The following is a 22,412-nucleotide window of genomic DNA, read 5'->3' on the forward strand; positions in this document are numbered from 1 at the left end:
CCTCGCGACCGTCCTCGGGTCGTGAGCCGGCGCCGGCCGGCCGGGCGCGGGCGGCCCGGCCGGCGGCGCGCGGTCAGGCCGTGCAGAGGCAGAACTCGTTGCCCTCGGGGTCGTGCCAGACCTGGAAGGGCCGCTCCGGGTTGCCCATCGGCTCCCCGTCCGGGACGGCGCCGAGCCGCCGCGCCCGCTCCCCCGCCGCGCGGATGTCGGGCACGTCCAGGTCGAGGTGCAGCCGGTTCTTGACCGCCTTGCCCTCGGGGACGAGCTGGAACGCCAGCACCGGCCCCTCCCCGGCGAGCGGCTCCAGGTCGAGCCAGTCGTCCTCGCGCGAGGTCGTCTTCATGCCGAGCAGCCCGCCCCAGAAGGCGGCCATGGCGTCGAGGTCGGCGCAGTCGAAGACGAGCGTGGTCACCTTCGGGGTCACATCGGTCATCGGAATCCTCCGGCGGTTCGCGGGACGTGGGCTGAGCGGGCGGCCGCGCGGCGGCAGCCGGGCGCCGGCCGGGACGGCGGGACGGGGCGGCGCCGGGCGGTGAACCGCTCCGGCACGCCGCCGAGCAGCCAGCGGCGGATCCGGGCGGCGCGCTCGGCGTCGCGGGCGCGGGCCTTCAGCCGCGCCTCCACGAGGTCGGCGTGCAGCCGTGCGAACTCGCGCTCCGCCCAGGCGTGCCGCATGGCGAGGCCGGCCAGGTACGGCAGCTGGTTCATCTCGTCCTCCTGACGTTGACACCATCTAAACCGTAACGCCGGTGTCGCCACCATGCAACCGGTCAAACAGGAATGACGGTGTCGAAACTCGGATAGAGTTCTCCTTGGACGAGCAGGAGAAGTCATGACCGACGCGCACCCCGCACCAGACCCCGCGCTGCTGCTGGCGGACTTCGTCAACACGCTCGACATCGACTCCGCGGCCGACGGGATCGCCACGCCCGCCGGCCTCGCCGCGTGGCTGGCCGAACGGGACCTCGTGCCCGCGGGCACGGCGACCGGCGACGCCGACGTGCACGCCGCGACCGTGCTCCGCGAGGGGCTCCGCGAGGCCATGGCCGCGCACCACGGGCCGCTGCAGGCCGACTTCCCCGCCGGCCTGGACGGCGCCCTCGCCGCCCTCCCGCTGCGGATCTCGCTCGCCGGGCCGCGCCCCGCGCTCGTCCCGCTCGACCCGCCCGGCACGGCCGCCGCCGGCCTCGCCCGCGTCGCCGCCGCGATCATGGACGCGGTCGCCGCCGGGACGTGGCCGCGGCTGAAGGTCTGCCAGGAGGACACCTGCCGCTGGGCGTTCCTCGACACGTCCAAGAACCGCTCCCGCGCCTGGTGCTCGATGCGCGTCTGCGGCAACCGCACCAAGACCCGCGCCTACCGGGCTCGCCGCCGCCCCGCGGCTCGCTAGGGTGGGCGGCGGATTTCCGAGCGAGGACGGGGGGACGGCATGGCCGATGTGGGGGTGCGGCCCGCGCGCCGGGCGGACGCGGCCGCCGTCGCCGCCATCCAGGTGCGGGCGTGGCGGCACGGGTACCGCGAGCTGCTGCCCGCCGGCGTCCTCGACCGGGTGACCGCGCCCGACGCCGTCGAGGCGTGGCGGGACCGGTGGGCGGAGGCGGCCGCCGCGCCGCCGAGCCCCCGGCACCGGCTGCTGGTCGCGGTGGCGTCCGACCTGGTCGTGGGGTTCGCCGCGCACGGCCCCGCCGAGGACGCCGACCTCGACGCCGCCGCCACCGCGGAGCTGATCACGCTGCTGGTCGACCCGCCGCACGCCCGCGCCGGGCACGGCAGCCGGCTGCTCGCCGCGACCGCCGACCTGCTCCGCGAGGACGGCTTCACCACCCTCGTCAGCTGGGTCTTCGAGGACGACGAGGTCACCCGGACGTTCCTCGGCTCGGCCGGCTGGGGCCCCGACGGCACGGCCCGCACGCTCGACATGGGCGAGCCCGTCCGGCAGATCCGGCTGCACACCGACATCAGCGCCTGACGGGCGCGCGCCGCGCCCGTCCCCGCCCGCTAACCAGGGGTCGGTGAGGTGCACCCGCGGCCCCGCAATATCTTTGAGGTCGTGCCCGAGTCCCTCTCCCTGACACCGCCGCGCCCCGCCGCGGCCGTGCCCGCCGTCCGGCACCGCCGACTCGTGATGGCCGTCATCAGCCTCGGCGTCTCGCTGATCATCGTGGACGCCACGATCGTCGGCGTGCTGCTCCCCCGGATCGTCGCGGACCTGGGCCTCACCACCACCGACGCCGAATGGGTCACCTCCGTCTACGCGCTGGTGTTCGCGGCGCTGCTGATCCCGTTCGGGCGGGCCGGCGACCTGTTCGGGCGGCGCCGCATGTTCGTGCTCGGCACCGCGGTGTTCGCGGCGGCGAGCGTCGCCGCCGCGCTCGCCGGGGACGGGTCCGGCCTGATCGGCGCGCGGGCGCTGCAGGGCGTCGGCGCCTCGATGGTCATGCCGGCCGCGCTGTCCACGCTGAACACGGTCTTCACCGGGCGGGACCGGGCCGTCGCGTTCGGCGTCTGGGGCTCGATGATCAGCGGCATGGCCGCGCTCGGCCCGCTGCTCGGCGGCGCCGTCGCGGCCGGCGGCGGCTGGCGCTGGGCGTTCGGCATCAACCTGCCGCTCGGCGCCGTGCTCATCGCCGCGGCGCTGCGGCTGATGCCGGAGACCCGGCGGCCGGGCGGCGGGAGCGCCCGCCGCGAGATCGACTGGCCGGGCGGGCTGCTGTCCGCGCTCGGGCTCGGCGCCCTCGTCTGCGGGATCATCGAGGGGCAGACGTACGGCTGGTGGGCCGCGACGCGCCCGTTCTCGCTGGCCGGGTTCCACTGGCCGGAGACGGGCCTGTCGCCCGTCCCGGTGGTCCTCGCGCTCGGCGCGGTGCTCCTGGCCGCACTGGTCGTCGTGGAGCGGTCCAGGGCGGCGGCCGGGCGGCCGGTGATGCTCGACATGTCCCTGTTCCGCATCCCGAACTTCCGGCGCGGCAACCTGGCGTCCGCGCTCATCAACGTCGGCGAACTGGGGCTGCTGTTCGTCCTCCCGCTGTTCCTGCTGGGCGTGCACGGCACCGGGCCGCTGCAGATCAGTATCGCGATCCTGCCGCTCGCGGTCGGCGCGTTCCTGTCCGGCGGGTACGCGGGCCGGCTCGCGAACAGGCGGGGCGCGCACCGGGTCGTCCAGGCCGGCATGGTCCTGGAGGTCGCCGCGGTGCTCGGGCTGGCCCTCACCGTGTCGGCGACGACCGGCGGGCTCGGGCTCGCGCCCTGGATGCTGCTGTACGGGATCGGCCTCGGCCTCACGTCGGCGCAGCTGACGAACGTGTCCCTCGCGGACGTCCCGCCGGAGCAGTCCGGGCAGGCGTCCGGCACCCAGTCGACGGCCCGGCAGGTCGGCGCGGCCCTCGGCATCGCCGCGATCGGGACGGTGTTCGCCACCGGCCTCGGGCACGCGATGGCCGACCGGCTGGCCGCGGAGTCCGCGCTGCCGCCCGCGCGGCAGGCCGCGATGGCGCACGACCTGCGGGAGAGCGCCGGCACTTACGGCCGCGACCTGCACGCCGCACCCGGACTGGCGGCGGAGGCCCGCGCGGCCGACGCCAGCCTCGCCGCCGCCACCCGGCACGCGGCGCTCACCACCGCGGCGATCCTCGCGCTCGGGCTCGCCGCGTCGCTGCGGCTGCGCCCGAGCGGTGATCCCCGTCGGGGAGAATCGAAGCGGTAGTCCCCCTGTCGTCCAACGAGAACAAGCGGTAACTGTGGCCACGCTCTCCCAATGGGTCGCCGGATCCCGGCCCCGCACCCTGCCCGCGTCCCTCGTTCCCGTCGTCGTCGGCACCGGCGTCGCGGTCGGCGAGGGCCAGCCCGTCTGGTGGCGCGCCGCCCTCGCCGGGTTCGTCGCCCTCGTCCTGCAGATCGGGGTGAACTACTCCAACGACTACAGCGACGGCATCCGCGGCACCGACGAGGACCGCGTCGGGCCGCTCCGCCTCGTCGGGTCGAAGGCCGCCCCGCCGAAGCAGGTCCTCGCCGCCGCGCTCGGCTGCTTCCTCGCCGCCGCGGTCGCCGGGCTCGTGCTCGCCGCCGTGACGACCTGGTGGCTGCTGCTGGTCGGCGCGGTCGCGATCCTCGCCGCCTGGTTCTACACCGGCGGCAAGACGCCGTACGGCTACCGCGCCCTCGGCGAGGTGTCGGTGTTCGTGTTCTTCGGCCTCGTCGCCGTCGTCGGGACGGTGTACGTCCAGGTCGAGGCGCTGCCGTGGGAGGCGTGGGCGGCGGCGGTCCCGATCGGGCTGCTGGCCTGCGCGCTGCTCGTCGCCAACAACCTCCGCGACATCCCGACCGACCGGGAGTCGGGCAAGCGGACCCTCGCCGTGCTGCTCGGCGGCCCCTGGACCCGCATCCTGTACGCGGCGTGCGCCGCGCTGCCGTTCATGTTCGCGCTGGTGCTGGCCGCGCCGCACCCGTGGGCGCTGCTCGCGCTGCTCGCCGCGCCGCTGTCGCTGCCGCCGACGCAGAAGGTGCTGAACGGCGCGGCCGGCCCCGCCCTGATCCCCGTGCTGGGCGAGACCGGCCGGCTCCAGATCGCCTACGGCGCGCTGCTCGCGATCGGCCTCGCGCTCTGACGCTCGGTGAGCAGGGCCGCGCCCGCGACCCCCATGAGGAGCCCGGCGAACAGCCCGGCGAGCGCGGTGAGGTTCGCCCCCACGGTCGTGTCGGACGCCAGCATGCCGGGCTGGCCGAGCGTCACCATGAGCATGTAGAGCGACCACGCGAACGTGGTGGCCGCGCCGACCCAGGCGAAGGCCAGCGGGACGACGAACCGCGCCGGGCGGCCGCGGCGCTGGACGAGCGCGAGCAGGGCGGCGGCGCCGGCGAGTGCCAGCACGCCCCACACGCCGTCGCTCAGGTGCTGGGTCAGGTTCCGGTCGGAGAGTTCGGCCTTGCGGAGCCCCACCGTCCCGCCGATCGCCCAGAAGAGGTGGACGGAGGCGAAGACCGCCGCGAACACGCTCGCCGTGCCCGTCAGCAGCACCTGTAGCTGGTGGGTCGCGCCCTTGGGGACGTCCTGCGTGCGGATGGTGAAGACGTCCGTCCACCGGTCCCGCGCGTACAGGACGAAGGCCGCGAGCAGGCCGAGCCCCTGCCCGGTGAAGCCCGCGTAGACGACGCCGTAGACCCAGCCCTGGAGCGCGTTGTCACCGACCGACAGCGAATCGGGCGCGAAGACGGCCTGCAGCAGCGTGCCCAGCGGAACGGAGAGGACGATCGGCGCGAGCAGCCCGACCGCGATCCAGATGGGCGCCAGCACCAGCCACGCCGGGATGCGCCGGCCCCACCGGAACGTGAACGCCAGCGCGACCAGCACGGCCATCGCGTCCATGACCATGGTGACCGCGTTGCCGACGTAGAGCGCGGAGTCCCGCGCCGCCTCGGTGTCGTTCCAGCCGGCCGTGCTGCCGGCCAGCCACGCGATCTTGATGGTGAGGTAGGGGACGCACGCGGCGATCGTCGCGGCGCAGACGGCCAGGCGCAGGCGGCCCGGCCCGCCGCGCGCGGCCCGCGTCCGCCCGGTGAGCACATGAGCTGTAACGGTCATGCCCACGACGATGCCGCGGGGCGGCCGCCGCGCACCTCCCGCCGCCGGGGGAACCGGCTCCCCCGCCGGATGGAGCTACCCCCAGCTGATCTCGGCCAGGCCCGCGTCGACGAGGGCCTTGTTGACCGCGCTGAACGGGCGCGTCCCGAAGAACTTCTTCGCGCTGAGCGGGCTCGGGTGCGCCGACTCGATCACGGTGTGCTGCGGCCCGGTGATCAGGCGGGCCTTCTTGCGGGCGTAGGCGCCCCAGAGCACGAACACGACCCGCTCGCTCTTGTCGTTCAGCGCGCGGATCGCGGCGTCGGTGAAGTCCTCCCAGCCCTTGCCGGCGTGCGAGCCCGCCTCCCCCGCGCGGACGGTCAGCACCGCGTTCAGCAGCAGCACGCCCTGGTCGGCCCAGCGGGTGAGGTCGCCGGACGCCGCCACCGGGACGTCGAGGTCGGCGGCCAGCTCCTTGTAGATGTTGCGCAGCGACGGCGGCAGCCGCACCCCGTCCCGGACGCTGAAGCTGAGCCCGTGCGCTTGGCCGGGGCCGTGGTAGGGGTCCTGCCCGAGGATCAGCACCCGGGTGCCGTCGAACGAGCAGTGCCTGAACGCGTTGAACAGGTCGTCGCGCGGCGGGTAGACGGTCTGCGCGGCGTACTCCCCCGCGACGAACGCGCCCAGCGCGGCGGTGGCGATCGGGTCGAGCAGCGGGTCGAGCCGCTCCCGCCAGTCGCCGGGCAGCAGTTCCATCAGGTCGAGGGACATCGTCGGGCCTCCGAGAACGTGATCACCAGTTGCCGCAAACATTAGTGCGCGCCACTGACACGCCAGGGCCGAATCACGGGTGCGCAAAGGACCCGACCTTAGGATGAGGCCATATGCCCCATTCCCCCCGTAGGCGGCGCCTCCGCGCGTCCGTGCTGCTCGCCGCGCTCGCCGTGCCCGCCCTCGGCGCGGGCTGCGGCGGCCCGTCCGGGCCGGTGACGCTGACCGTCCTCGCCACCTCCGCCCTGACCGAGGTCTTCGGCGAGATGGGCGCGGCCTACCACCAGGAGCACCCCGGCGTGAAGCTGCGGTTCGTGTTCGGCGGCTCCCCGGAGATCGTCGACCGCCTGTCGGACCACGCCCCCGCCGACGCGCTGGTGACCGCCGACCGGGCCGCTCTGGAGGAGGCCGCCGACCACCTGGCGGGACGCCCCCGGATCGTCACGCACGACACGCTCACCATCGCGGTCGGCCCCGGCAACCCCAAGCGCATCCGGGGGCTGAGCGACCTGCGGCGCCCGGGGCTGCGCGTGGTGGTCGGCGCGGGCTCGGTCCCGGTGGGCCGCTACACCCGCCAGGCCCTCGCGAAGTCGGCGCTGACCGTGCACTGGAACTCCGAGGAGATCGGCTCCCGGGCCGTCCTGGACCAGGTCCGCTCCGGGGAGGCCGACGCGGGGATCGTCTACATCACCGACCTGCGCTCGGCGGGGGTGGCGGCGAGCAGCGTCGCCATCCCGGCGGAGCAGAACGTCATCGCCGCCTTCCCCGCCGCGCCCCTCCTGGACTCCGAGCACCCCGAGGAGGCGGCGGCGTTCGTCACGTGGCTGCTCAAGCCCACCGCGCAGAAGCTCTTCCACAAGTACGGCTTCCCCAACCCCGTCTCGCCCCGCTGAGCCCCCGCGGCGGGCGCTAGCCGACGCGGGGCAGGCCGATCGGGTTGGGGAAGGGCATCTCGCCCGCCGCCGCCTTCGCCGCCGGGACGAGCGACGCGCGGAGCGCCTCCGGGTCGGCCAGGACGCCGTACGGGCGCGCGGCCAGTACGTCGGTGCGCCGCTCGATCCGGTCCTTGAGCGCCCGGCCCTCGTCCGTGGCCTCCCCGCCGGCCACGAGGCCGCGCCGGGCCAGCGCGCCGGCCGCCGCGTCCCACTCCTCGGGCGACCATCCCCGGCTCTGCTGCAGCCGCTCCGCCGGGACGACGCCGACGGCGGACGCCAGCACGTTCGCCTCCAGGCCGCTCAGCCCCTCGGCGGCGAGCAGGGCGACGTGCCCGTCGCCGCGATGCTCGCGCAGCGCCGTGGCCGCCTGCCAGAGCGCCTCCACGGGATCCTCGGGGACGTCCAGGTCCCGGTTGGCCGCGAACAGCGCGCGGCCCCCCGGATCGGCGGCGAGGACGGCCTCGCGCAGGAGCGGCGCGGCCCGCACCGCGACGTCCTCGATCGCGGGAAAGACCCGCCGCAGCGTGCGCGCCGCCGCCGCGCCCCGCACGCGCAGGATGCTCTCCGGCGACGCGAAGCTCCACGCGTCGGGCACGGCCCGCCGCACCCGCGCCGGATGGAAGCCGAAGAACACCGCCTCGACCGCCCCCGCCGGCACCGCCCCGAGCGGTGCTGCCCGGCTGCCGAAGTAGCCCATCCAGAAGCCCTTGAGCCCGACGTCCTTGTTGGCCGCCAGGCACTCCTCGGCGAAGTACGTCACCGCGTGCAGCGGCTCGATGACCTTCCACATGTCCCGCGCGAGCGTCGCATCCATCCGGCGAACGCTAAGCCGCCGCGACGGCCCGCACAACCCCGCCGGTGCTCAGGACCGGGTCGGTCGCGGTGCCGTCGTGCGCGGGGGTCGTCCGGGGCGCGGGTTCAGTGGAGCGGGCCGGTGAGGACCTCGGGCGCGCGCATGGCCTTGAGGCCCTCCAGGACCGACTCCGGCGGTTCCGCGTAGACCGTGGGGAGCACCGGGTCGCCGGGGAACGCCAGGCGGTGCTCGGACGGGGAGAACTGGACGTCGATGCCCGGCTTGTTGCCCCGGGGGTCGAGCAGGACCCAGCGGTCGTCCACCAGGGCGGCGGTGAGGCCGTGCAGGAAGCCGGACGACTCCTGGTAGCACAGGCCCGCCTGGACGCCGCCCGCGCGCAGCAGGGCGACGTAGGCGTGGGCCTTGGCGTAGCAGAGGCCGGTCCGCTGCTCCAGGACGTCGGAGGCCCGCCAGACGACGCGCGGGTCGCCGCCGTCCATCGAGTGGACGACCTTGTCGCGGACGTGGTCGAACGCGGCGTGGGCGTAGGCGATGTCGTCGCCGGTGCGCAGCTCGGCGGCGATCGACTGGACGAGCGGGTGCTCGATGTCGATCGCCTCAGACGCGCCGAGGTAGTCCCAGGGCTGGGCGGCGAAGTCCATCACAGGCCGAGCAGCGTCTCGATGCCGAGGGTGAGGCGGTCCAGCTCGGGGACCTTGCGGACGGCGAGCAGCACACCCGGCATGAACGACTCGCGGTTCATCGCGTCGTGCCGGATCGTGAACAGCTCGCCGTGGCCGCCGAGGACGACCTCCTGGTGGGCGACGGCGCCGGACATGCGGACCGCGTGCACGCGCACGCCGTCCACGTCGGCGCCGCGGGCGCCCGCGACCTCGGAGACGGTCGCGTCCGGGGACGCGCCCACCCCGGCCTCCGCGCGGGCGGCGGCGACCAGCTCGGCGGTGCGGTAGGCGGTGCCGGACGGGGCGTCGGCCTTGTTCGGGTGGTGCGTCTCGACGATCTCGACGGACTCGAAGAACGGCGCGGCCTGCTGGGCGAAGTGCATCATCAGGACCGCGCCGATCCCGAAGTTCGGGGCGATGAGGACGTTCCCCGACGAGTCGTCGGTCAGCCAGGAGCGGACCGTGTCGAGGCGGGAGGGGTCGAACCCGGTGGTTCCGACGACGGCGTGCAGGCCGCGCTCCACGCACCACTTGAGGTTGTCCATGACGACGCCGGGGTGGGTGAAGTCGACGACGACCTCGGCGGCGGTGAGCGCGTCGAGCGCGTCGCCCTGGTCGACGGCCGCGACGAGCTCCATGTCGCCGGCCCCCTGCACGGCACGGCACACCTCGGCGCCCATCCGGCCCTGCGCGCCCAGCACCCCGACCTTTGTCACGTGTTCCTCCCGGTTGGCGTCCCGCCCGAGCCTATCGTCAGAAGCGCTTGCCCAGCTCGCGCGCCTCGGCGTGGGCGGTGCGGCGCCCGGTCTCGGCGTCGGCCGTGGCGAGGTTGGGGCGGAACTCGACGGTGCTGAGGTCGGTGACCCCCGTCCAGCGCAGCCAGCCCTCCAGGAAGGGCGCCTGGTGGTCGCGGCCGAACGCGGGCGGGCGGCCCTCCCCGTAGACGGCGCTCGTGTACACGATGGCGGCCTTCTTGCCGTGGAGGAGCCCGCTGTAGCCCTTCTCGGGGTCGAACGCGAACACCCAGCCGGGCTGGGAGACCACGTCGATGAACTGCTTGAGGACGTACGGCACGCTGGAGTTCCACATCGGGACGCTGAACAGGTAGCGGTCGTAGGAGTCGTAGCGCTCGAAGGCGGCGCGGGCGGCCCGCCACGCGGCGGCCTGGTCGCCGGACGGGTCGCCTCCGGCGAGCACGGTCATCTTGGCGCCGGCGCCGGCCGGGCCGAACGCGGGGAGGGTGCCGTCCCACAGGTCGAAGTGGTCGACGGTGTCGCCGTGGACCTCGCGGTAGGCGTCCAGGAACGACTCCGCGATCGCCAGGGACTCGGACTCGGCGCCTCGGGGGGACGCGGAGATGTGCAGCAGGCGGGACATGAGGGGGTTCCTCTCGACGGAAAGCATACGGACCGCAGTCCGGTTACCCTGAGAACGGTAACGGACTCCGGTCCGGTTAACAAGCCTCCGTCAGTCGTCGGCGACGAACAGGTTGAGCAGCCAGCTCACGACGCCGATGATGATCGCTCCCCAGAACGCCGGCCAGAACCACTCCACATGGAAGGGCAGCCCGAGCTCGCCCGCGATCCAGCTCGTCAGCATGAGCAGCCCCGCGTTCACCAGCAGCGCGAACAGCCCGAGGGTCAGCACGTAGAAGGCGCAGCCCAGCACCTGGATCACGGGCTTCAGCACGGCGTTGACCACACCGAAGATCACGGCGACGCCCAGCAGCGTGAGCACGCGCTCGGTCGTGCTCCCCGCGGTGAGCTCGACGCCGTCGAGGGCCGCCTCCGCGACCCACAGCGCGATCGCGGCGATGACCACCCTGATGAGGATCTTCACGCGGCCCGGTCTACCCCGGGCGCGCCGATCCCTAACGGATCACGCGGCCCTCGCGAGTCACGAGGGTCACGCGGGTCGCGCGGGTCACGCGCTGAAGTCGCGGTCGCCGACCGGGCCGATCACGGTGAGGGCCTGCGGGCCCGCCAGCACCTCACGGGCGATGGCGCGGACATCGTCGAGGGTCACGGCCTCGATGCGGGCCAGCACCTCGTCCACCGGCAGCAGCGACTCGTAGACCAGCTCGCTCTTGCCGATGCGGCTCATGCGGGAGCCGGTGTCCTCCAGGCCGAGCACCATGGCGCCGCGCAGCTGCCCCTTCCCGCGCTCCAGCTCCTCGGCGGTCAGGCACTCCTCGGCGGCCCGGCCCAGCTCGTCCCGGCAGATCGACAGGACCTCCTCGGCCTTGGCGGGCTGGCAGCCCGCGTAGACGCCGAAGATGCCGGAGTCGGCGTACTGCGCGGTGTAGCTGTAGACCGAGTAGGCGAGGCCCCGCTTCTCCCGGATCTCCTGGAACAGGCGGGACGACATGCCGCCGCCGAGCGCGGCGTTCAGCACGCCGAGCGCGAACCGGCGGTCGTCGGTGCGCGACACCCCGGCCCCGCCGAGGATGATGTGCGCCTGCTCGGTGTCCTTGTCGATCACCACGCTGCGCGGGTCGACCGGCGCGGGCGTGCCGTCCAGGCGCGGCGCGGCGGGCTCGGCGTCACCGGTCAGGTGCTCGGCGAACGCCTCCGACACCAGCCGCACGACCTCGGCGTGGTCGATGTTCCCGGCCACCGACACCACCAGCTTGGACGGGACGTAGTGCTCCCGGTAGTAGCCGTGGATGCGGTCCCGCGACAGGGCGTTGATCGAGTCCTCGCTGCCGAGGATGGGGCGGCCGAGCGGGGTGTCGCCGTACAGCGCGGTGGAGAACTCGTCGTGGATGAGGTCGCCGGGGTCGTCGTCGCGCATGTGGATCTCTTCGAGGATCACCCCGCGCTCGGCCTCGACGTCCTCGGGCCGGTTGACCGAGTCGGCCACCATGTCCGACACGACGTCCACGGCGAGCGGCAGGTCGGCGTCCAGCACCCGCGCGTAGTAGCAGGTGTACTCCTTGGCGGTGAACGCGTTGAGGTCGCCGCCGACCGCGTCGACCGCGGCGGAGATCTCCAGCGCCGACCGCCGCCGCGTCCCCTTGAACAGCACGTGCTCCAGGTAGTGGCTGGCCCCCGCGTCGGCGGGCGCCTCGTCGCGGGAACCGACCGCCGACCAGATCCCGAACGCGGCGGACCGCACGGTCGGCATCGTCTCGGTGATGATCCGCAGCCCGCCGGGCAGCACGGTGCGGCGCACCGCGCCGGCCCCGTCGGTGTGGATCGTGGTGGTGGTGCCGGGCTCCTGCGCCCGCGCCGGCAGCGTCACGTGTCGCTCACATTCCGGTCGATGGAAGGTCGGAGAAAGCGGCCGACCGGCACGCCCCCGCCGAGGGCGTGCCGGTCGGTCGTCGCACGGGTCAGGAGTTGCGCTGGCCGGACTCGTCACCGCGGCGGGTGCGGCGGCGGCGCGGGCGGCGGTCGCCCTCGTCGCGGCGCTCCCGGCGCTCGCCGGAGTCGCCGTCGTCCGCGGCGGCCGGGGCCTCGCCGTCACCGGCGTCGCCCTTCTCCGCGGCCTCCCGCTCGATCACCTCGACCGGCACCAGCGACAGCTTGCCGCGCTGGTCGATCTCGGTGACCTCGACCTGGATCTTCTCGCCGACGCCCATCACGTCCTCGACGTTCTCGATCCGGGCTCCGCCGTGCAGCTTGCGGATCTGCGAGACGTGCAGCAGGCCGTCCTTGCCGGGCAGCAGCGACACGAACGCGCCGAACGTGGTGGTCTTGACGACGGTGCCGAGGAACCGCTCGCCGACCTCCGGCATGTGCGGGTTCGCGATCGAGTTGATCGCCTGCCGGGCGGCCTCGGCGGACGGCCCGTCGGTGGCGCCGACGTAGATGGTGCCGTCGTCCTCGATCGTGATGTCGGCGCCGGTGTCGTCCTGGATCGAGTTGATCATCTTGCCCTTGGGGCCGATGACCTCGCCGATCTTGTCGACCGGGACCTTGATCGTGATGATCCGCGGCGCGTTCGGGCTCATCTCGGCGGGCGCCTCGATGGCCTCCTGCATCACGTCCAGGATCGCCAGGCGGGCGCCCTTGGCCTGCTTCAGCGCGGCGGCCAGCACCGAGGCGGGGATGCCGTCGAGCTTGGTGTCGAGCTGCAGCGCGGTGATCAGGTCGCGGGTGCCGGCGACCTTGAAGTCCATGTCGCCGAACGCGTCCTCGGCGCCGAGGATGTCGGTGAGCGTGACGTACTCGTCGCCCTCGTTGATCAGGCCCATCGCGATGCCCGCCACCATCTGCTTGAGCGGGACGCCCGCGTCCAGCAGCGACATGGTGGACGCGCAGACCGAGCCCATCGAGGTGGAGCCGTTGGAGCCGAGCGCCTCCGACACCTGCCGGATCGCGTACGGGAACTCCTCGCGCGACGGCAGCACCGGGATCAGCGCGCGCTCGGCGAGCGCGCCGTGCCCGATCTCGCGCCGCTTCGGCGAGCCGACCCGGCCGGTCTCACCGGTCGAGTACGGCGGGAAGTTGTAGTTGTGCATGTAGCGCTTGGTGCGCTCGGGGTTCAGCGTGTCGATCGTCTGCTCCATGCGGAGCATGTTCAGCGTCGTCACGCCGAGGATCTGGGTCTCGCCGCGCTCGAACAGCGCCGAGCCGTGCACGCGCGGGACGACGTGCGCCTCCGCGGTGAGCTGGCGGATGTCCTTCAGCCCGCGGCCGTCCATGCGCAGCCCCTCGCGGATGACCCGCTCGCGGACCAGCTTCTTGGTGACGGCGCGGTAGGCGGCGGAGATCTCCTTCTCGCGCCCCTCGAACTGCTCGGCGAGCTTCTCGGCGGCGGCCGCCTTGATCTCGTCGAGCCGGGTCTCGCGCTCCTGCTTGCCGGCGATGGTGAGCGCCTGCGCCAGGTCGCCGCTGACGGCGTCGGTGACGGCGGTGAGCACGTCGTCCTGGTAGTCCAGGAAGATCGGGTACTCGGCGGTCTCCTTGGCCGCGACGGCCGCGAGGTCGCTCTGCGCCTTGCAGAGCACCTTGATGAACGGCTTGGCCGCCTCCAGGCCCTCGGCGACGGTCTCCTCCGTCGGGGCGGTGGCGCCCTCGCCGACGAGCTTGAGCGTGTCGCGGGTGGACTCCGCCTCGACCATCATGATCGCGACGTCGCCGTCCGCCAGCACGCGGCCGGCGACGACCATGTCGAAGGTGGCGCGCTCCAGCTCGGGGTGGGTGGGGAAGCCGACCCACTGGCCGTCGATCAGCGCGACGCGGACGCCGCCGATCGGGCCGGAGAACGGCAGCCCGGCCAGCTGGGTGGACATCGAGGCGGCGTTGATCGCCACGACGTCGTACAGGTGGTCGGGGTGCAGCGCCATGATCGTCTCGACGATCTGGATCTCGTTGCGCAGGCCCTTGGTGAACGACGGGCGCAGCGGCCGGTCGATCAGCCGGCAGGTGAGGATCGCGTCCTCGGAGGGCCGGCCCTCGCGGCGGAAGAACGAGCCGGGGATGCGCCCGGCCGCGTACATCCGCTCCTCGACGTCCACGGTCAGCGGGAAGAAGTCCAGGTTGTCCTTGGGCTTCTTGGACGCGGTGGTCGCCGACAGCACCATCGTCTCGTCGTCGAGGTAGGCGACGGCCGAGCCGGCCGCCTGCCGGGCCAGCCGGCCCGTCTCGAAGCGGATGGTACGGGTGCCGAAGGCGCCGTTGTCGATCACGGCCTCGGTGCTCTGCGCTCCGTCGATGCGCACGGCTTCTGTCACGGGAAACCTCCTCAGGGTTCCATGTCGGTCCTCGCGGCCGTTTCCCGTGGCTTGTCACGCTGCCGGTCTTCGATCGAAGCACCCGGATCGAGATCCCCCGCCGGTGCGGCGGAACGGATCCGGAAGCCACTACCGAGGACCGGCCCGCACCAGCGGTGTCCGCGAGGCTTGTCTGCAGTTGTGCGGCCGGGGCCTGGGCGGGCCCGGCGGCCGGATACCGGTCGGCGGCCGCCGACCGGTAAAAGGAAGGGAGTGGCCCGCGCGGGCCACTCCCTCAGCGTGCTAGCGGCGCAGGCCGAGTCGCTCGATCAGCTGCCGGTAGCGGTTGATGTCCTTGTTGCTCAGGTACTTCAGGAGGCGGCGGCGACGGCCGACCAGCAGCAGCAGTCCGCGGCGGCTGTGGTGGTCGTGCTTGTGCTCCTTGAGGTGCTCGGTCAGATCGTTGATGCGGCGCGTCAGCAGCGCGACCTGGACCTCCGGGGATCCGGTGTCACCCTCAGTGGTCGCGTACTCGGCGATGATCTGGTTCTTCGTGGCGGTGTCGAGCGACACGTGGCTCCTTCGATGGGATCGTCACCCGCAGATCCGGGCCCGGAGGGCGCACGGGTCCGCATGGTGCGTTTCAGAGGGTGGCGGGCCGCATGAGGGTGCAGCTCGCCGCGCCGGGGCCCTTCCCGGCGACTATTCACCGTACCATGCCGGAAACCCACGCAGTCACGAAGCGAGAACCGGTGTTGTCGCAGGGTACGCGGCGGAAACGCGCGCTCCGCCCGGGTCACTCGGAGGTGATCTCCCTGGCGCGGTCCACGTCCCGGCGCATCTCCTCGATCAGCGCGTCGATCGAGTCGAACTTCAGGGTGTCGCGGATGCGGGCGGTGAAGTCCACGGCCATGTGCTCGCCGTACAGGTCGAGGTCGTCGCGGTCCAGCGCGTACGCCTCGACGGTCCGCTCCCCCGCGCCCTCGAACGTCGGGTTCGTCCCGATGGAGATCGCGGCGGGCCAGCGGAAGTCCGGGTAGCGCTCGGAGTCGCAGACCAGCCAGCCGCCGTAGACGCCGTCGGCCGGGATCGCGGTGTTCGCCGCCGTCTCCAGGTTCGCCGTCGGGAACCCGAGCGCGCGGCCGCGCCGGTGGCCGCGCACCACGATGCCCTCCACGCGGTGCGGCCGGCCGAGCGCCCGCGCCGCCGCCCCGACGTCGCCCGCGTCGAGCCGGCCCCGGATGTAGGTGGAGGAGATCGTGCCGCCGTTCGCCACGAGCGGCATGCCCTCGGCGGTGAAGTCGTACTTCTCGCCGAGCTCGCGCAGCAGCGCGACGTCTCCCTTGGCCTTGTGGCCGAAGCGGAAGTCCTCGCCGACGATCACGTGGGCGGCGTGCAGCCGGTCGACCAGGACCGACTGCACGAACTCGTCCGGCGGCACCTTGGACAGCTCAAGGGTGAACGGGACGACCGCGACCGCGTCCGTGCCGAGCCCCTCCAGCAGCTCCACGCGCCGCCGGGTGGTGGCGAGCAGCGGCGGATGGGTGCCCGGCCGGACGACCTCGTCGGGGTGCGGGTCGAACGTGATGACCACCGAGCGCAGGCCGCGGCGCCGGGCCTCCTCGGCCGCGGCGCCGACGATCCGCTGATGGCCGCGGTGCACCCCGTCGAACACCCCGATGGTGATCACTGAACGGCCCCAGTCCGCGGGAACCTCGTCGAGGCCATTCCAACGCCGCACCATTCTCTCCCTGCGTAGGGCATGCCTGCCGGTATTCTCCTGCCGCCCTCAAGAGTGCCATGACGGGGGCCGCGAGGTCGCACCCAGGGGTACCCGTCAGCCGGACTGGTAGACGACCAGCGACACCGCGATGTACTGCAGGACGTAGGCGGCGAGCGTGCAGGCGTGGAACACCTCGTGGAAGCCGAACCAGCGCGGCGACGGGTCGGGGCGGCGCAGCCCGTAGACGACGCCTCCGACGCTGTAGCAGATCCCGCCGGCCGCGACCAGCACGCACGCGGCGGTGCCGGCGCCGTCCAGGAACTGCGGCAGGAAGAACACCGCGACCCAGCCGAGGACGATGTAGAGGGTCACGTAGAGGGCGCGCGGGGCGCCGATCCAGGCGGTGCGGAAGACGACGCCCGCGACGGCGCCCGTCCAGACGGTGATGAGGACGGCGAGCCGCACGCCGCCGTCCAGGGCGACGACCGCGAAGGGGGTGTACGTCCCCGCGATGATCAGGTAGATGTTGGCATGGTCGAACCGGCGCAGCACCTCGATCAGCCGGTGCGACTGCTGCCGGTGGTACGTCCCCGAGATCCCGAACAGCATCCCCGATGTCGCCACGTACACCGCCGACGCGAGCCGCGCGTGGACGCTCGGGCCGAGCGCCACCAGCACGAGCCCGGCGACCAGCACCGCGGGGAACGCGCCGAGGTGCAGCCAGCCGCGCAGCCGCGGCCGGGTGGGGGACGCCACCGGGGGGTGGTCCTTCACAGTGGTCACGGACACCTCCTGCCTCAGTAACTTACGCTCTCGTAGGTTACGCGCCCGTAGGTTTTCGCGCAGCACTTTCACCCGGTGATGCGCACCACGGGTGTATTGCCCGGGTCCGGGTCCGGGTAGAGCGCGTACGGGTAAAGACCCGAAGGCTAGAAGGTCGTTCCAGGTGGGTCAGGGGACGAAGACGGCGAGGGGCTTGGCCTGCCCGCCCCGCTCCTCGACGAGGGCGAGCAGCGTCCCGTCCGGGGCGAAGACGCCCACCGGCCCCGGGCCCAGCCCGGCCGCCGGCAGCCGCCCGCCGTGCGCGATCTTGCGGGCGTCGTCGGCCGAGACGTCCCGGCGCGGGAACACCGCGGCGACCGCCTCGCCCATCGGCAGGATCTCCGGCTTCTCCGCGAACTGGTCGAGGGTCCGCGCCATGGCCAGGTCGTAGGGCCCGACACGGGTGCGGCGCAGCGCCGTCAGATGGCCGCCGCAGCCGAGGGACGCGCCGAGGTCGCGGGCCAGCGCCCGGATGTAGGTGCCGGACGAGCAGGCGACCGACGCGTCCACGTCGATCAGGTCGCCCTCGCGCCGCACGTCGGTGACCGTGAACGAGTGCACGGTCACGGGGCGGGCCGCGAGCGCCACGTCCTCGCCCTTGCGGGCCATCTTGTACGCCCGCTCTCCGTTCACCTTGATCGCGCTGACCTGCGGCGGGACCTGCTGGATCGGCCCGGTCAGCGCCGCCACGCCCGCGCGCAGCGCCTCGTCGGCCACGGACGCGGCGGACGCCGTCGCGGTGATCTCGCCCTCCGCGTCGTCGGTGTTGGTCGACTGCCCCAGGCGGATCGTCGCGTCGTACCCCTTCTCCGTCAGCGCGAGGTGGCCGAGGAGGCGGGTGGCCTTGCCGACGCCGAGCACGAGCACGCCCGTCGCCATCGGGTCGAGCGTGCCCGCGTGCCCGACCCGCCGGGTCTTCGCCAGCCGCCGCATCTTCCCGACGACGTCGTGCGACGTCCAGCCGGCGGGCTTGTCCACGATGACGAGTCCCGAGTTGTCCACGCGCGCTCCGAAAGGTCAGTCGTCGAGGTCACCGGGCACGCGCAGCGCCGCGCGCAGCCGGTCGATGATGGCGGCGGGCTCCCCGCCCATGGTGAACGCGGCGGCCGTGCGGTGCCCGCCGCCGCCGAGCTCCACGCAGGCGCGGCCGACGTCGATCGCGCCCTTGGAGCGGGTGGAGACGTACCACTCGCCCCGGTCGTTCTCCTTGCACACCACCGCGACCTCGGCCTCGTCGGTGCGCCTGAGCTGGTCGATGACCCCTTCGAGCTGGTCGTACTCGACGTCGCGGGCGGCCCGGTCGGAGCGGGCGATCGTCGTCCACACCAGGCCGAGGCCGGCGGCCGCGTCGCGCTCCAGCCGGGCCCGCGCCAGCGCGCCCGCGAGCACCTGCAGGTAGCCGAACGGGGCCCGGTCCCACAGCTCGCGGCTGACCGCGTCGGGCCGGACGCCCGCCGTCAGCAACCGCCCCGCGAGGTTGTGCACCTCCGGCGTCGTGCACGGGTACTTGAACGACCCGGTGTCGCTGGCGAGCCCCGCGTACAGGCCCTGCGCGATGTCGCGGTCGAGCGGGACGCCGAGCCGGCGGATCAGCTCCTCGACCAGCACCGCGGTGGCCGCAGCGTCCGGGTCGACGAGCCGCACGCCGCCGAACCCGGTGTTGGACGCGTGGTGGTCGACGACGACCAGCGCGCCGGCCCGGTCGGCGTGCCCGGCGAGGCCGCCGAGCCGCGCCCGGCCGGCCGCGTCCAGGGAGATCATCAGCTCCGGGGCGGCGGGCACCCGGGCGGGCTCCACCAGCAGCTCCTGCCCCGGCAGGAAGCGCAGGATCGCCGGGACCGTGAACGGCTCCCCGAACGAGGCCACGCACCGCTTGCCGAGTGCGCGGAGCGCCTGCGCGAGCGCCAGCATGGAGCCGAGCGCGTCGCCGTCCGGCGCCACATGGCAGACGAGGCAGATCTCCTCCGCCGCGCGGATCAGCTGGATCGCACGGTCCCACTCCAGGTCGGCGGCCGGTGCGGCGGGCGCGGCCGGCGCGGCGGGGCCGCGCACTCCGCCGCCCCCGCCGCGCGGCACGATGTCATGGCCGCCCGCGGCGTGGCCGTCCGCGTCGTGCAGCCGGCACTCCTCCGGCCCCCCGGAGGCCGCGGCCTCCGCGCGGCCCTCGGGGCCGTTCACGAGGACGGGGGCCGGGAACGGCCGTCCTCGTCGTCGGCGTCCTCGTCGAGGTCGTCGTCGGCGGCGGGCTCCCGGTACGGGTTCGCCTCACCGGCCGGGGACGCGTCCTGCGCGGCGCGCGCGACCTCGGCGTCCCTGGCGCGGGCCTTGGCCAGCAGGTCGTCGATGTGGGCCGCGTTCTCCATCAGGGAGTCCATGACGAAGGTGATGCTGGGCGTGTGCCGGACGCCCGTCTTCCTGCCCACCTCCGACCTGATGACGCCCTTGGCGCTCTCCAGCGCGGCGGCCGTCTCGGCGCGCTCGCCGTCCGACCCGTACACCGTGTAGTAGACGGTCGCGTCGCGCAGGTCGTTGGTGATGCGGGTGTCCGTCACGGTCACGAAGCCGAGCCGCGGATCCTTGATCCGCCTCTCCAGCATCTCGGCCACGATCTGCTGGATGCGGTCGGCGAGCTTGCGCGCCCGAGCTGCGTCCACCATGATCGCACTCCCTTTCTATGGTCTGCCGACCCCTCTGTGGTCCGGCGCCGGCACCGAAGTTCCATTGTGGGGGCACTCCCCCACCCCCCGACCGGGAAGACCGAACGCCGTCCGGTTCATTGTGGGGGACGACCGTCCTCCACTCCGCTGGCGCTCCGTTGCGGACGCCGTCCGGTTCATTGTGGGGGACGACCCCCACACCCTCGAACGGAGACTGAACGTCGTCCTCCACTCCGCTGGCGCTCCGTTGCGGACGCCGTTCAGTCCTCGTCGTGGAAGATCCGCTGGCGGGCGGACAGCAGTTCGATCTCCGGCCGTCCGGCCACCAGGCGTTCGCACTGGTCGAGCACCTGGGTGCAGTTGGCGGCCGAGCCCGAGACCACCGCCACCCCGATCTCCGCCCTGCGGTGCAGGTCGTTGCCGCCGGTCTCGGCGACGGCCACCGCCGGGAAGTGCTTGTGCACCTCGGCGATGATGGGCCGGACGACGGACCGCTTCTGCTTCAGCGAGCGGACGTCCCCCAGCAGCAGGTCGAGTGTCAGCGCACCCACGTACACCTGGTCGATCACCTCGGGATCTGTCTGGTTGGAACGACGGGGATCACCCGCCGTGTTCCCGGCCCGCGCCGCCGGGCGGCGGACGGGGCCGGACATGCAGGACGCCAGGCTAGAAGATCCGCCTGGCGTCCTGTCATCCGATTTAACGATCACATCGGCGACGAGCCGGCCGCCGCCCGGCCCGCGCCCGCAGGGGCGGAGCCGGGCGGACGGGCCGCCGGGCCTCAGACGCGGGGCTTCTCCCGCATCTCGAAGCACTCGATGACGTCGCCGAGCTTGATGTCGTTGTAACCGACGCCGATGCCGCACTCGAAGCCCTCGCGGACCTCGGTCGCGTCGTCCTTGAAGCGGCGCAGCGACGACACCGTGAGGTTGTCGGCGACCACGACGCCGTCGCGGACGAGGCGGGCCTTGGCGTTGCGCTGGATGATCCCCGAGGTGACCATCGAGCCGGCCACGTTGCCGATCCGCGGCACCTTGAAGATCTCGCGGACCTCCGCGGTGCCGAGCTGGGCCTCCTCGAACTCCGGCTTGAGCATGCCCTTGAGGGCCGCCTCGATCTCCTCGATCGCCTGGTAGATGATCGAGTAGTACCGGATGTCGACGCCCTCGCGGTCGGCCAGCTCCTGCGCGTTGCGCTCCGGCCGCACGTTGAAGCCGATGATGACCGCGCCCTCCTCGGACGCCAGCGACAGGTTGACGTCGTCCTGCGTGATCGCGCCGACACCGCGGCGGATGATCCGCAGGCTGACCTCGTCGCCCACGTCGATCTTGAGGAGCGAGTCCTCCAGCGCCTCGACGGAACCCGACACGTCGCCCTTGAGGATGAGCAGCAGCTCCTGCCGCTTGCCCTCCTGGAAGTCCTTGAACAGTTCTTCCAGGGAGCTGCTCTTGCGACTCTTGAGCAGCTCGGCGTTGCGCTTGCGCGCCACCCGCTTGTCGGCGATCTGCCGGGCGATCCGGTCGTCGTCGACGACCAGGAAGTTGTCGCCCGCGCCGGGCACGGCCGCGAGGCCGAGCACCATCACCGGACGGGACGGGCCCGCCTCCTCGAGGTTGTTGCCGTTCTCGTCGAGCATCGCCCGGACGCGGCCGTTGGCCACGCCGCAGACGATCGAGTCGCCGACCCGGAGCGTGCCGCGCTGCACCAGCACGGTCGCCACGGCGCCCCGGCCCTTGTCCAGGTGGGCCTCGATGGCCGAGCCCTGGGCGGGCATGTCGGGGTTGGCCTTCAGGTCGAGCTCGGCGTCGGCGGTCAGGATGATCGCCTCCAGCAGCCCGTCGATGTTGGTGCCCTGCTTGGCGGACACGTCGACGAACTGCGTCGAACCGCCGAACTCCTCGGCGACCAGGCCGTACTCGGTCAGCTGCGCGCGCACCCGGTTCGGGTCCGCGCCCTCGACGTCGATCTTGTTGACCGCGACGACGATCGGGACCCCGGCCGCGGTGGCGTGGTCGATCGCCTCGGTGGTCTGCGGCTTGACGCCGTCGTCCGCGGCGACCACCAGCACCACCAGGTCGGTGGTGTCGGCACCGCGGGCGCGCATGGCGGTGAACGCCTCGTGACCCGGGGTGTCGATGAAGGTGATCTTGCGGTCCTCGCCGTCGACCTCGGTCTCGACCTGGTAGGCGCCGATGTGCTGGGTGATGCCGCCGGCCTCGCCCGCCTGCACGTTGGCGTGCCGGACGGCGTCCAGCAGCTTGGTCTTACCGTGGTCGACGTGGCCCATGACGGTGACCACCGGCGGACGCGACTGGAGGTTCTCCTCGCCGCCCTCGTCCTCGCCGTACTCGATGTCGAACGACTCGAGCAGTGCGCGGTCCTCGTCCTCGGGGCTGACGACCTGGACGTCGAAGTCCAGCTCGAGCCCGAGCGCCATGAGGTCGTCGGGGTCGACCGACTGGGTCGCGGTGACCATCTTGCCGAGATGCATCATGATCGCGACGAGCGACGCCGGGTTGGCGCCGATCTTCTCGGCGAAGTCGGTCAGGGTCGCGCCCTGCGGCAGCCGGATCGTCTTGCCGTTGCCGCGGGGAGCCGAGACGCCGCCGGCGGCGGGCGCCTGCATGTTCTCGAACTCTTGACGACGCGCGCGCTTCGACTTGCGCCCGCGGGCCGGCCGGCCCCCGGGACGTCCGAACGCGCCCTGCGTGCCGCCGCGGCCGCGACCGCCGCCACCTGGGCGGGGACCGCCGAAGCCGCCGCCGGGACGACCGCCGCCGCCCGCGCGCGGGCCACCGAAGCCGCCGCCGCC

Annotated in this window: 24 protein-coding genes; 5 read left to right on the forward strand and 19 right to left on the reverse strand. The window is 73.3% G+C overall.

The genetic code is table 11. The features are described 5' to 3' along the window. Positions 1-73: 73 nt before the first annotated feature. Entirely contained in the window at positions 74-433 is a 360-nt protein-coding gene (locus tag AB0K34_RS39120) for a VOC family protein (RefSeq protein WP_171068822.1), read from the reverse strand. Beyond that, on the reverse strand, positions 430-708 hold the full coding sequence (locus AB0K34_RS39125; protein ID WP_364553802.1) for a hypothetical protein: 279 nt from the start codon (positions 706-708) through the stop codon (positions 430-432). The genes AB0K34_RS39120 and AB0K34_RS39125 overlap by 4 nt, the downstream gene beginning before the upstream one ends. A gap of 124 nt (positions 709-832) precedes the next feature. On the opposite strand from AB0K34_RS39125, the gene AB0K34_RS39130 reads away from it, so the two are divergent. From AB0K34_RS39130 to AB0K34_RS39145, 4 genes are all read left to right on the forward strand, one after another. Beyond that, positions 833-1,390: a CGNR zinc finger domain-containing protein gene (locus AB0K34_RS39130; RefSeq protein WP_364553804.1), complete on the forward strand. Its 558-nt coding sequence runs from the start codon at positions 833-835 to the stop codon at positions 1,388-1,390. Between the two features lie 39 nt (positions 1,391-1,429). Further along, on the forward strand, positions 1,430-1,969 hold the full coding sequence (locus tag AB0K34_RS39135) for a GNAT family N-acetyltransferase (protein ID WP_364553806.1): 540 nt from the start codon (positions 1,430-1,432) through the stop codon (positions 1,967-1,969). A gap of 81 nt (positions 1,970-2,050) precedes the next feature. Continuing rightward, positions 2,051-3,703 carry an MFS transporter gene (locus tag AB0K34_RS39140; RefSeq protein ID WP_364553808.1) on the forward strand — a complete coding sequence of 551 codons (1,653 nt, stop codon included), beginning with the start codon at positions 2,051-2,053 and terminating at the stop codon, positions 3,701-3,703. Positions 3,704-3,737: 34 nt separating this feature from the next. Continuing rightward, positions 3,738-4,604, forward strand: a complete 867-nt coding sequence (locus AB0K34_RS39145) for a 1,4-dihydroxy-2-naphthoate polyprenyltransferase (protein ID WP_138633433.1) — start codon at positions 3,738-3,740, stop codon at positions 4,602-4,604. Here AB0K34_RS39145 and AB0K34_RS39150 read toward each other — a convergent pair. Both AB0K34_RS39150 and AB0K34_RS39155 read right to left on the reverse strand, forming a co-directional pair. Continuing rightward, positions 4,568-5,578 carry a hypothetical protein gene (locus AB0K34_RS39150; RefSeq protein ID WP_364553810.1) on the reverse strand — a complete coding sequence of 337 codons (1,011 nt, stop codon included), beginning with the start codon at positions 5,576-5,578 and terminating at the stop codon, positions 4,568-4,570. The genes AB0K34_RS39145 and AB0K34_RS39150 overlap by 37 nt on opposite strands. Positions 5,579-5,653: 75 nt before the next feature. Then, complete coding sequence (locus AB0K34_RS39155; protein WP_364553812.1) at positions 5,654-6,328, reverse strand: uracil-DNA glycosylase; 675 nt, start codon at positions 6,326-6,328, stop codon at positions 5,654-5,656. A gap of 113 nt (positions 6,329-6,441) precedes the next feature. Between AB0K34_RS39155 and modA the strand changes: the two genes are divergently transcribed. Further along, positions 6,442-7,221, forward strand: coding sequence for a molybdate ABC transporter substrate-binding protein (gene modA, locus AB0K34_RS39160; RefSeq protein ID WP_138633442.1), 780 nt, complete (start codon positions 6,442-6,444; stop codon positions 7,219-7,221). A 16-nt stretch (positions 7,222-7,237) separates the two neighbouring features. Here the strand turns inward: modA and AB0K34_RS39165 are convergent, their stop codons facing one another. From AB0K34_RS39165 to infB, 15 genes are all read right to left on the reverse strand, one after another. Then, a complete protein-coding gene (locus tag AB0K34_RS39165; RefSeq protein ID WP_138633445.1) occupies positions 7,238-8,077 on the reverse strand; it encodes a hypothetical protein in 840 nt (279 codons plus the stop codon). 104 nt (positions 8,078-8,181) lie between these two features. Continuing rightward, complete coding sequence (locus AB0K34_RS39170; RefSeq protein WP_138633447.1) at positions 8,182-8,718, reverse strand: transglutaminase family protein; 537 nt, start codon at positions 8,716-8,718, stop codon at positions 8,182-8,184. Further along, positions 8,718-9,455 (reverse strand): 4-hydroxy-tetrahydrodipicolinate reductase, encoded by a 738-nt coding sequence (dapB, locus tag AB0K34_RS39175; protein WP_364553815.1) that lies wholly within the window; start codon positions 9,453-9,455, stop codon positions 8,718-8,720. Before dapB ends, AB0K34_RS39170 begins: the two co-directional genes overlap by 1 nt. Positions 9,456-9,492: 37 nt before the next feature. Continuing rightward, positions 9,493-10,116, reverse strand: a complete 624-nt coding sequence (locus AB0K34_RS39180) for an NAD(P)H-dependent oxidoreductase (RefSeq protein WP_364553817.1) — start codon at positions 10,114-10,116, stop codon at positions 9,493-9,495. Positions 10,117-10,206: 90 nt separating this feature from the next. Next, a complete protein-coding gene (locus AB0K34_RS39185; RefSeq protein ID WP_138633456.1) occupies positions 10,207-10,578 on the reverse strand; it encodes a phage holin family protein in 372 nt (123 codons plus the stop codon). 84 nt (positions 10,579-10,662) lie between these two features. Continuing rightward, positions 10,663-11,982, reverse strand: coding sequence for a pitrilysin family protein (locus AB0K34_RS39190; RefSeq protein ID WP_364553819.1), 1,320 nt, complete (start codon positions 11,980-11,982; stop codon positions 10,663-10,665). A 91-nt stretch (positions 11,983-12,073) separates the two neighbouring features. Further along, entirely contained in the window at positions 12,074-14,401 is a 2,328-nt protein-coding gene (locus AB0K34_RS39195) for a polyribonucleotide nucleotidyltransferase (RefSeq protein ID WP_138633500.1), read from the reverse strand. Positions 14,402-14,701: 300 nt separating this feature from the next. After that, positions 14,702-14,971, reverse strand: a complete 270-nt coding sequence (gene rpsO, locus AB0K34_RS39200; protein ID WP_021599383.1) for a 30S ribosomal protein S15 — start codon at positions 14,969-14,971, stop codon at positions 14,702-14,704. A 223-nt stretch (positions 14,972-15,194) separates the two neighbouring features. Then, complete coding sequence (locus tag AB0K34_RS39205) at positions 15,195-16,139, reverse strand: bifunctional riboflavin kinase/FAD synthetase (RefSeq protein ID WP_138633462.1); 945 nt, start codon at positions 16,137-16,139, stop codon at positions 15,195-15,197. Between the two features lie 96 nt (positions 16,140-16,235). Next, a complete protein-coding gene (locus AB0K34_RS39210) occupies positions 16,236-16,904 on the reverse strand; it encodes a hemolysin III family protein (protein ID WP_240807142.1) in 669 nt (222 codons plus the stop codon). 168 nt (positions 16,905-17,072) lie between these two features. After that, on the reverse strand, positions 17,073-17,945 hold the full coding sequence (truB, locus tag AB0K34_RS39215; RefSeq protein WP_301176806.1) for a tRNA pseudouridine(55) synthase TruB: 873 nt from the start codon (positions 17,943-17,945) through the stop codon (positions 17,073-17,075). A gap of 15 nt (positions 17,946-17,960) precedes the next feature. Further along, positions 17,961-19,121 carry a bifunctional oligoribonuclease/PAP phosphatase NrnA gene (locus tag AB0K34_RS39220; RefSeq protein WP_301176807.1) on the reverse strand — a complete coding sequence of 387 codons (1,161 nt, stop codon included), beginning with the start codon at positions 19,119-19,121 and terminating at the stop codon, positions 17,961-17,963. Next, positions 19,118-19,600 (reverse strand): 30S ribosome-binding factor RbfA, encoded by a 483-nt coding sequence (rbfA, locus tag AB0K34_RS39225; protein WP_138633469.1) that lies wholly within the window; start codon positions 19,598-19,600, stop codon positions 19,118-19,120. The genes AB0K34_RS39220 and rbfA overlap by 4 nt, the downstream gene beginning before the upstream one ends. A gap of 260 nt (positions 19,601-19,860) precedes the next feature. Further along, positions 19,861-20,157 carry a DUF503 domain-containing protein gene (locus tag AB0K34_RS39230; RefSeq protein ID WP_138633510.1) on the reverse strand — a complete coding sequence of 99 codons (297 nt, stop codon included), beginning with the start codon at positions 20,155-20,157 and terminating at the stop codon, positions 19,861-19,863. A 224-nt stretch (positions 20,158-20,381) separates the two neighbouring features. Beyond that, positions 20,382-22,412 (reverse strand): translation initiation factor IF-2 (gene infB, locus AB0K34_RS39235; RefSeq protein ID WP_364553823.1); only part of this gene is annotated, 2,031 nt, incomplete at its 5' end.

Source organism: Actinomadura sp. NPDC049382 (genome assembly GCF_040677125.1).
Taxonomy (GTDB): Bacteria; Actinomycetota; Actinomycetes; order Streptosporangiales; family Streptosporangiaceae; genus Spirillospora; species Spirillospora geliboluensis.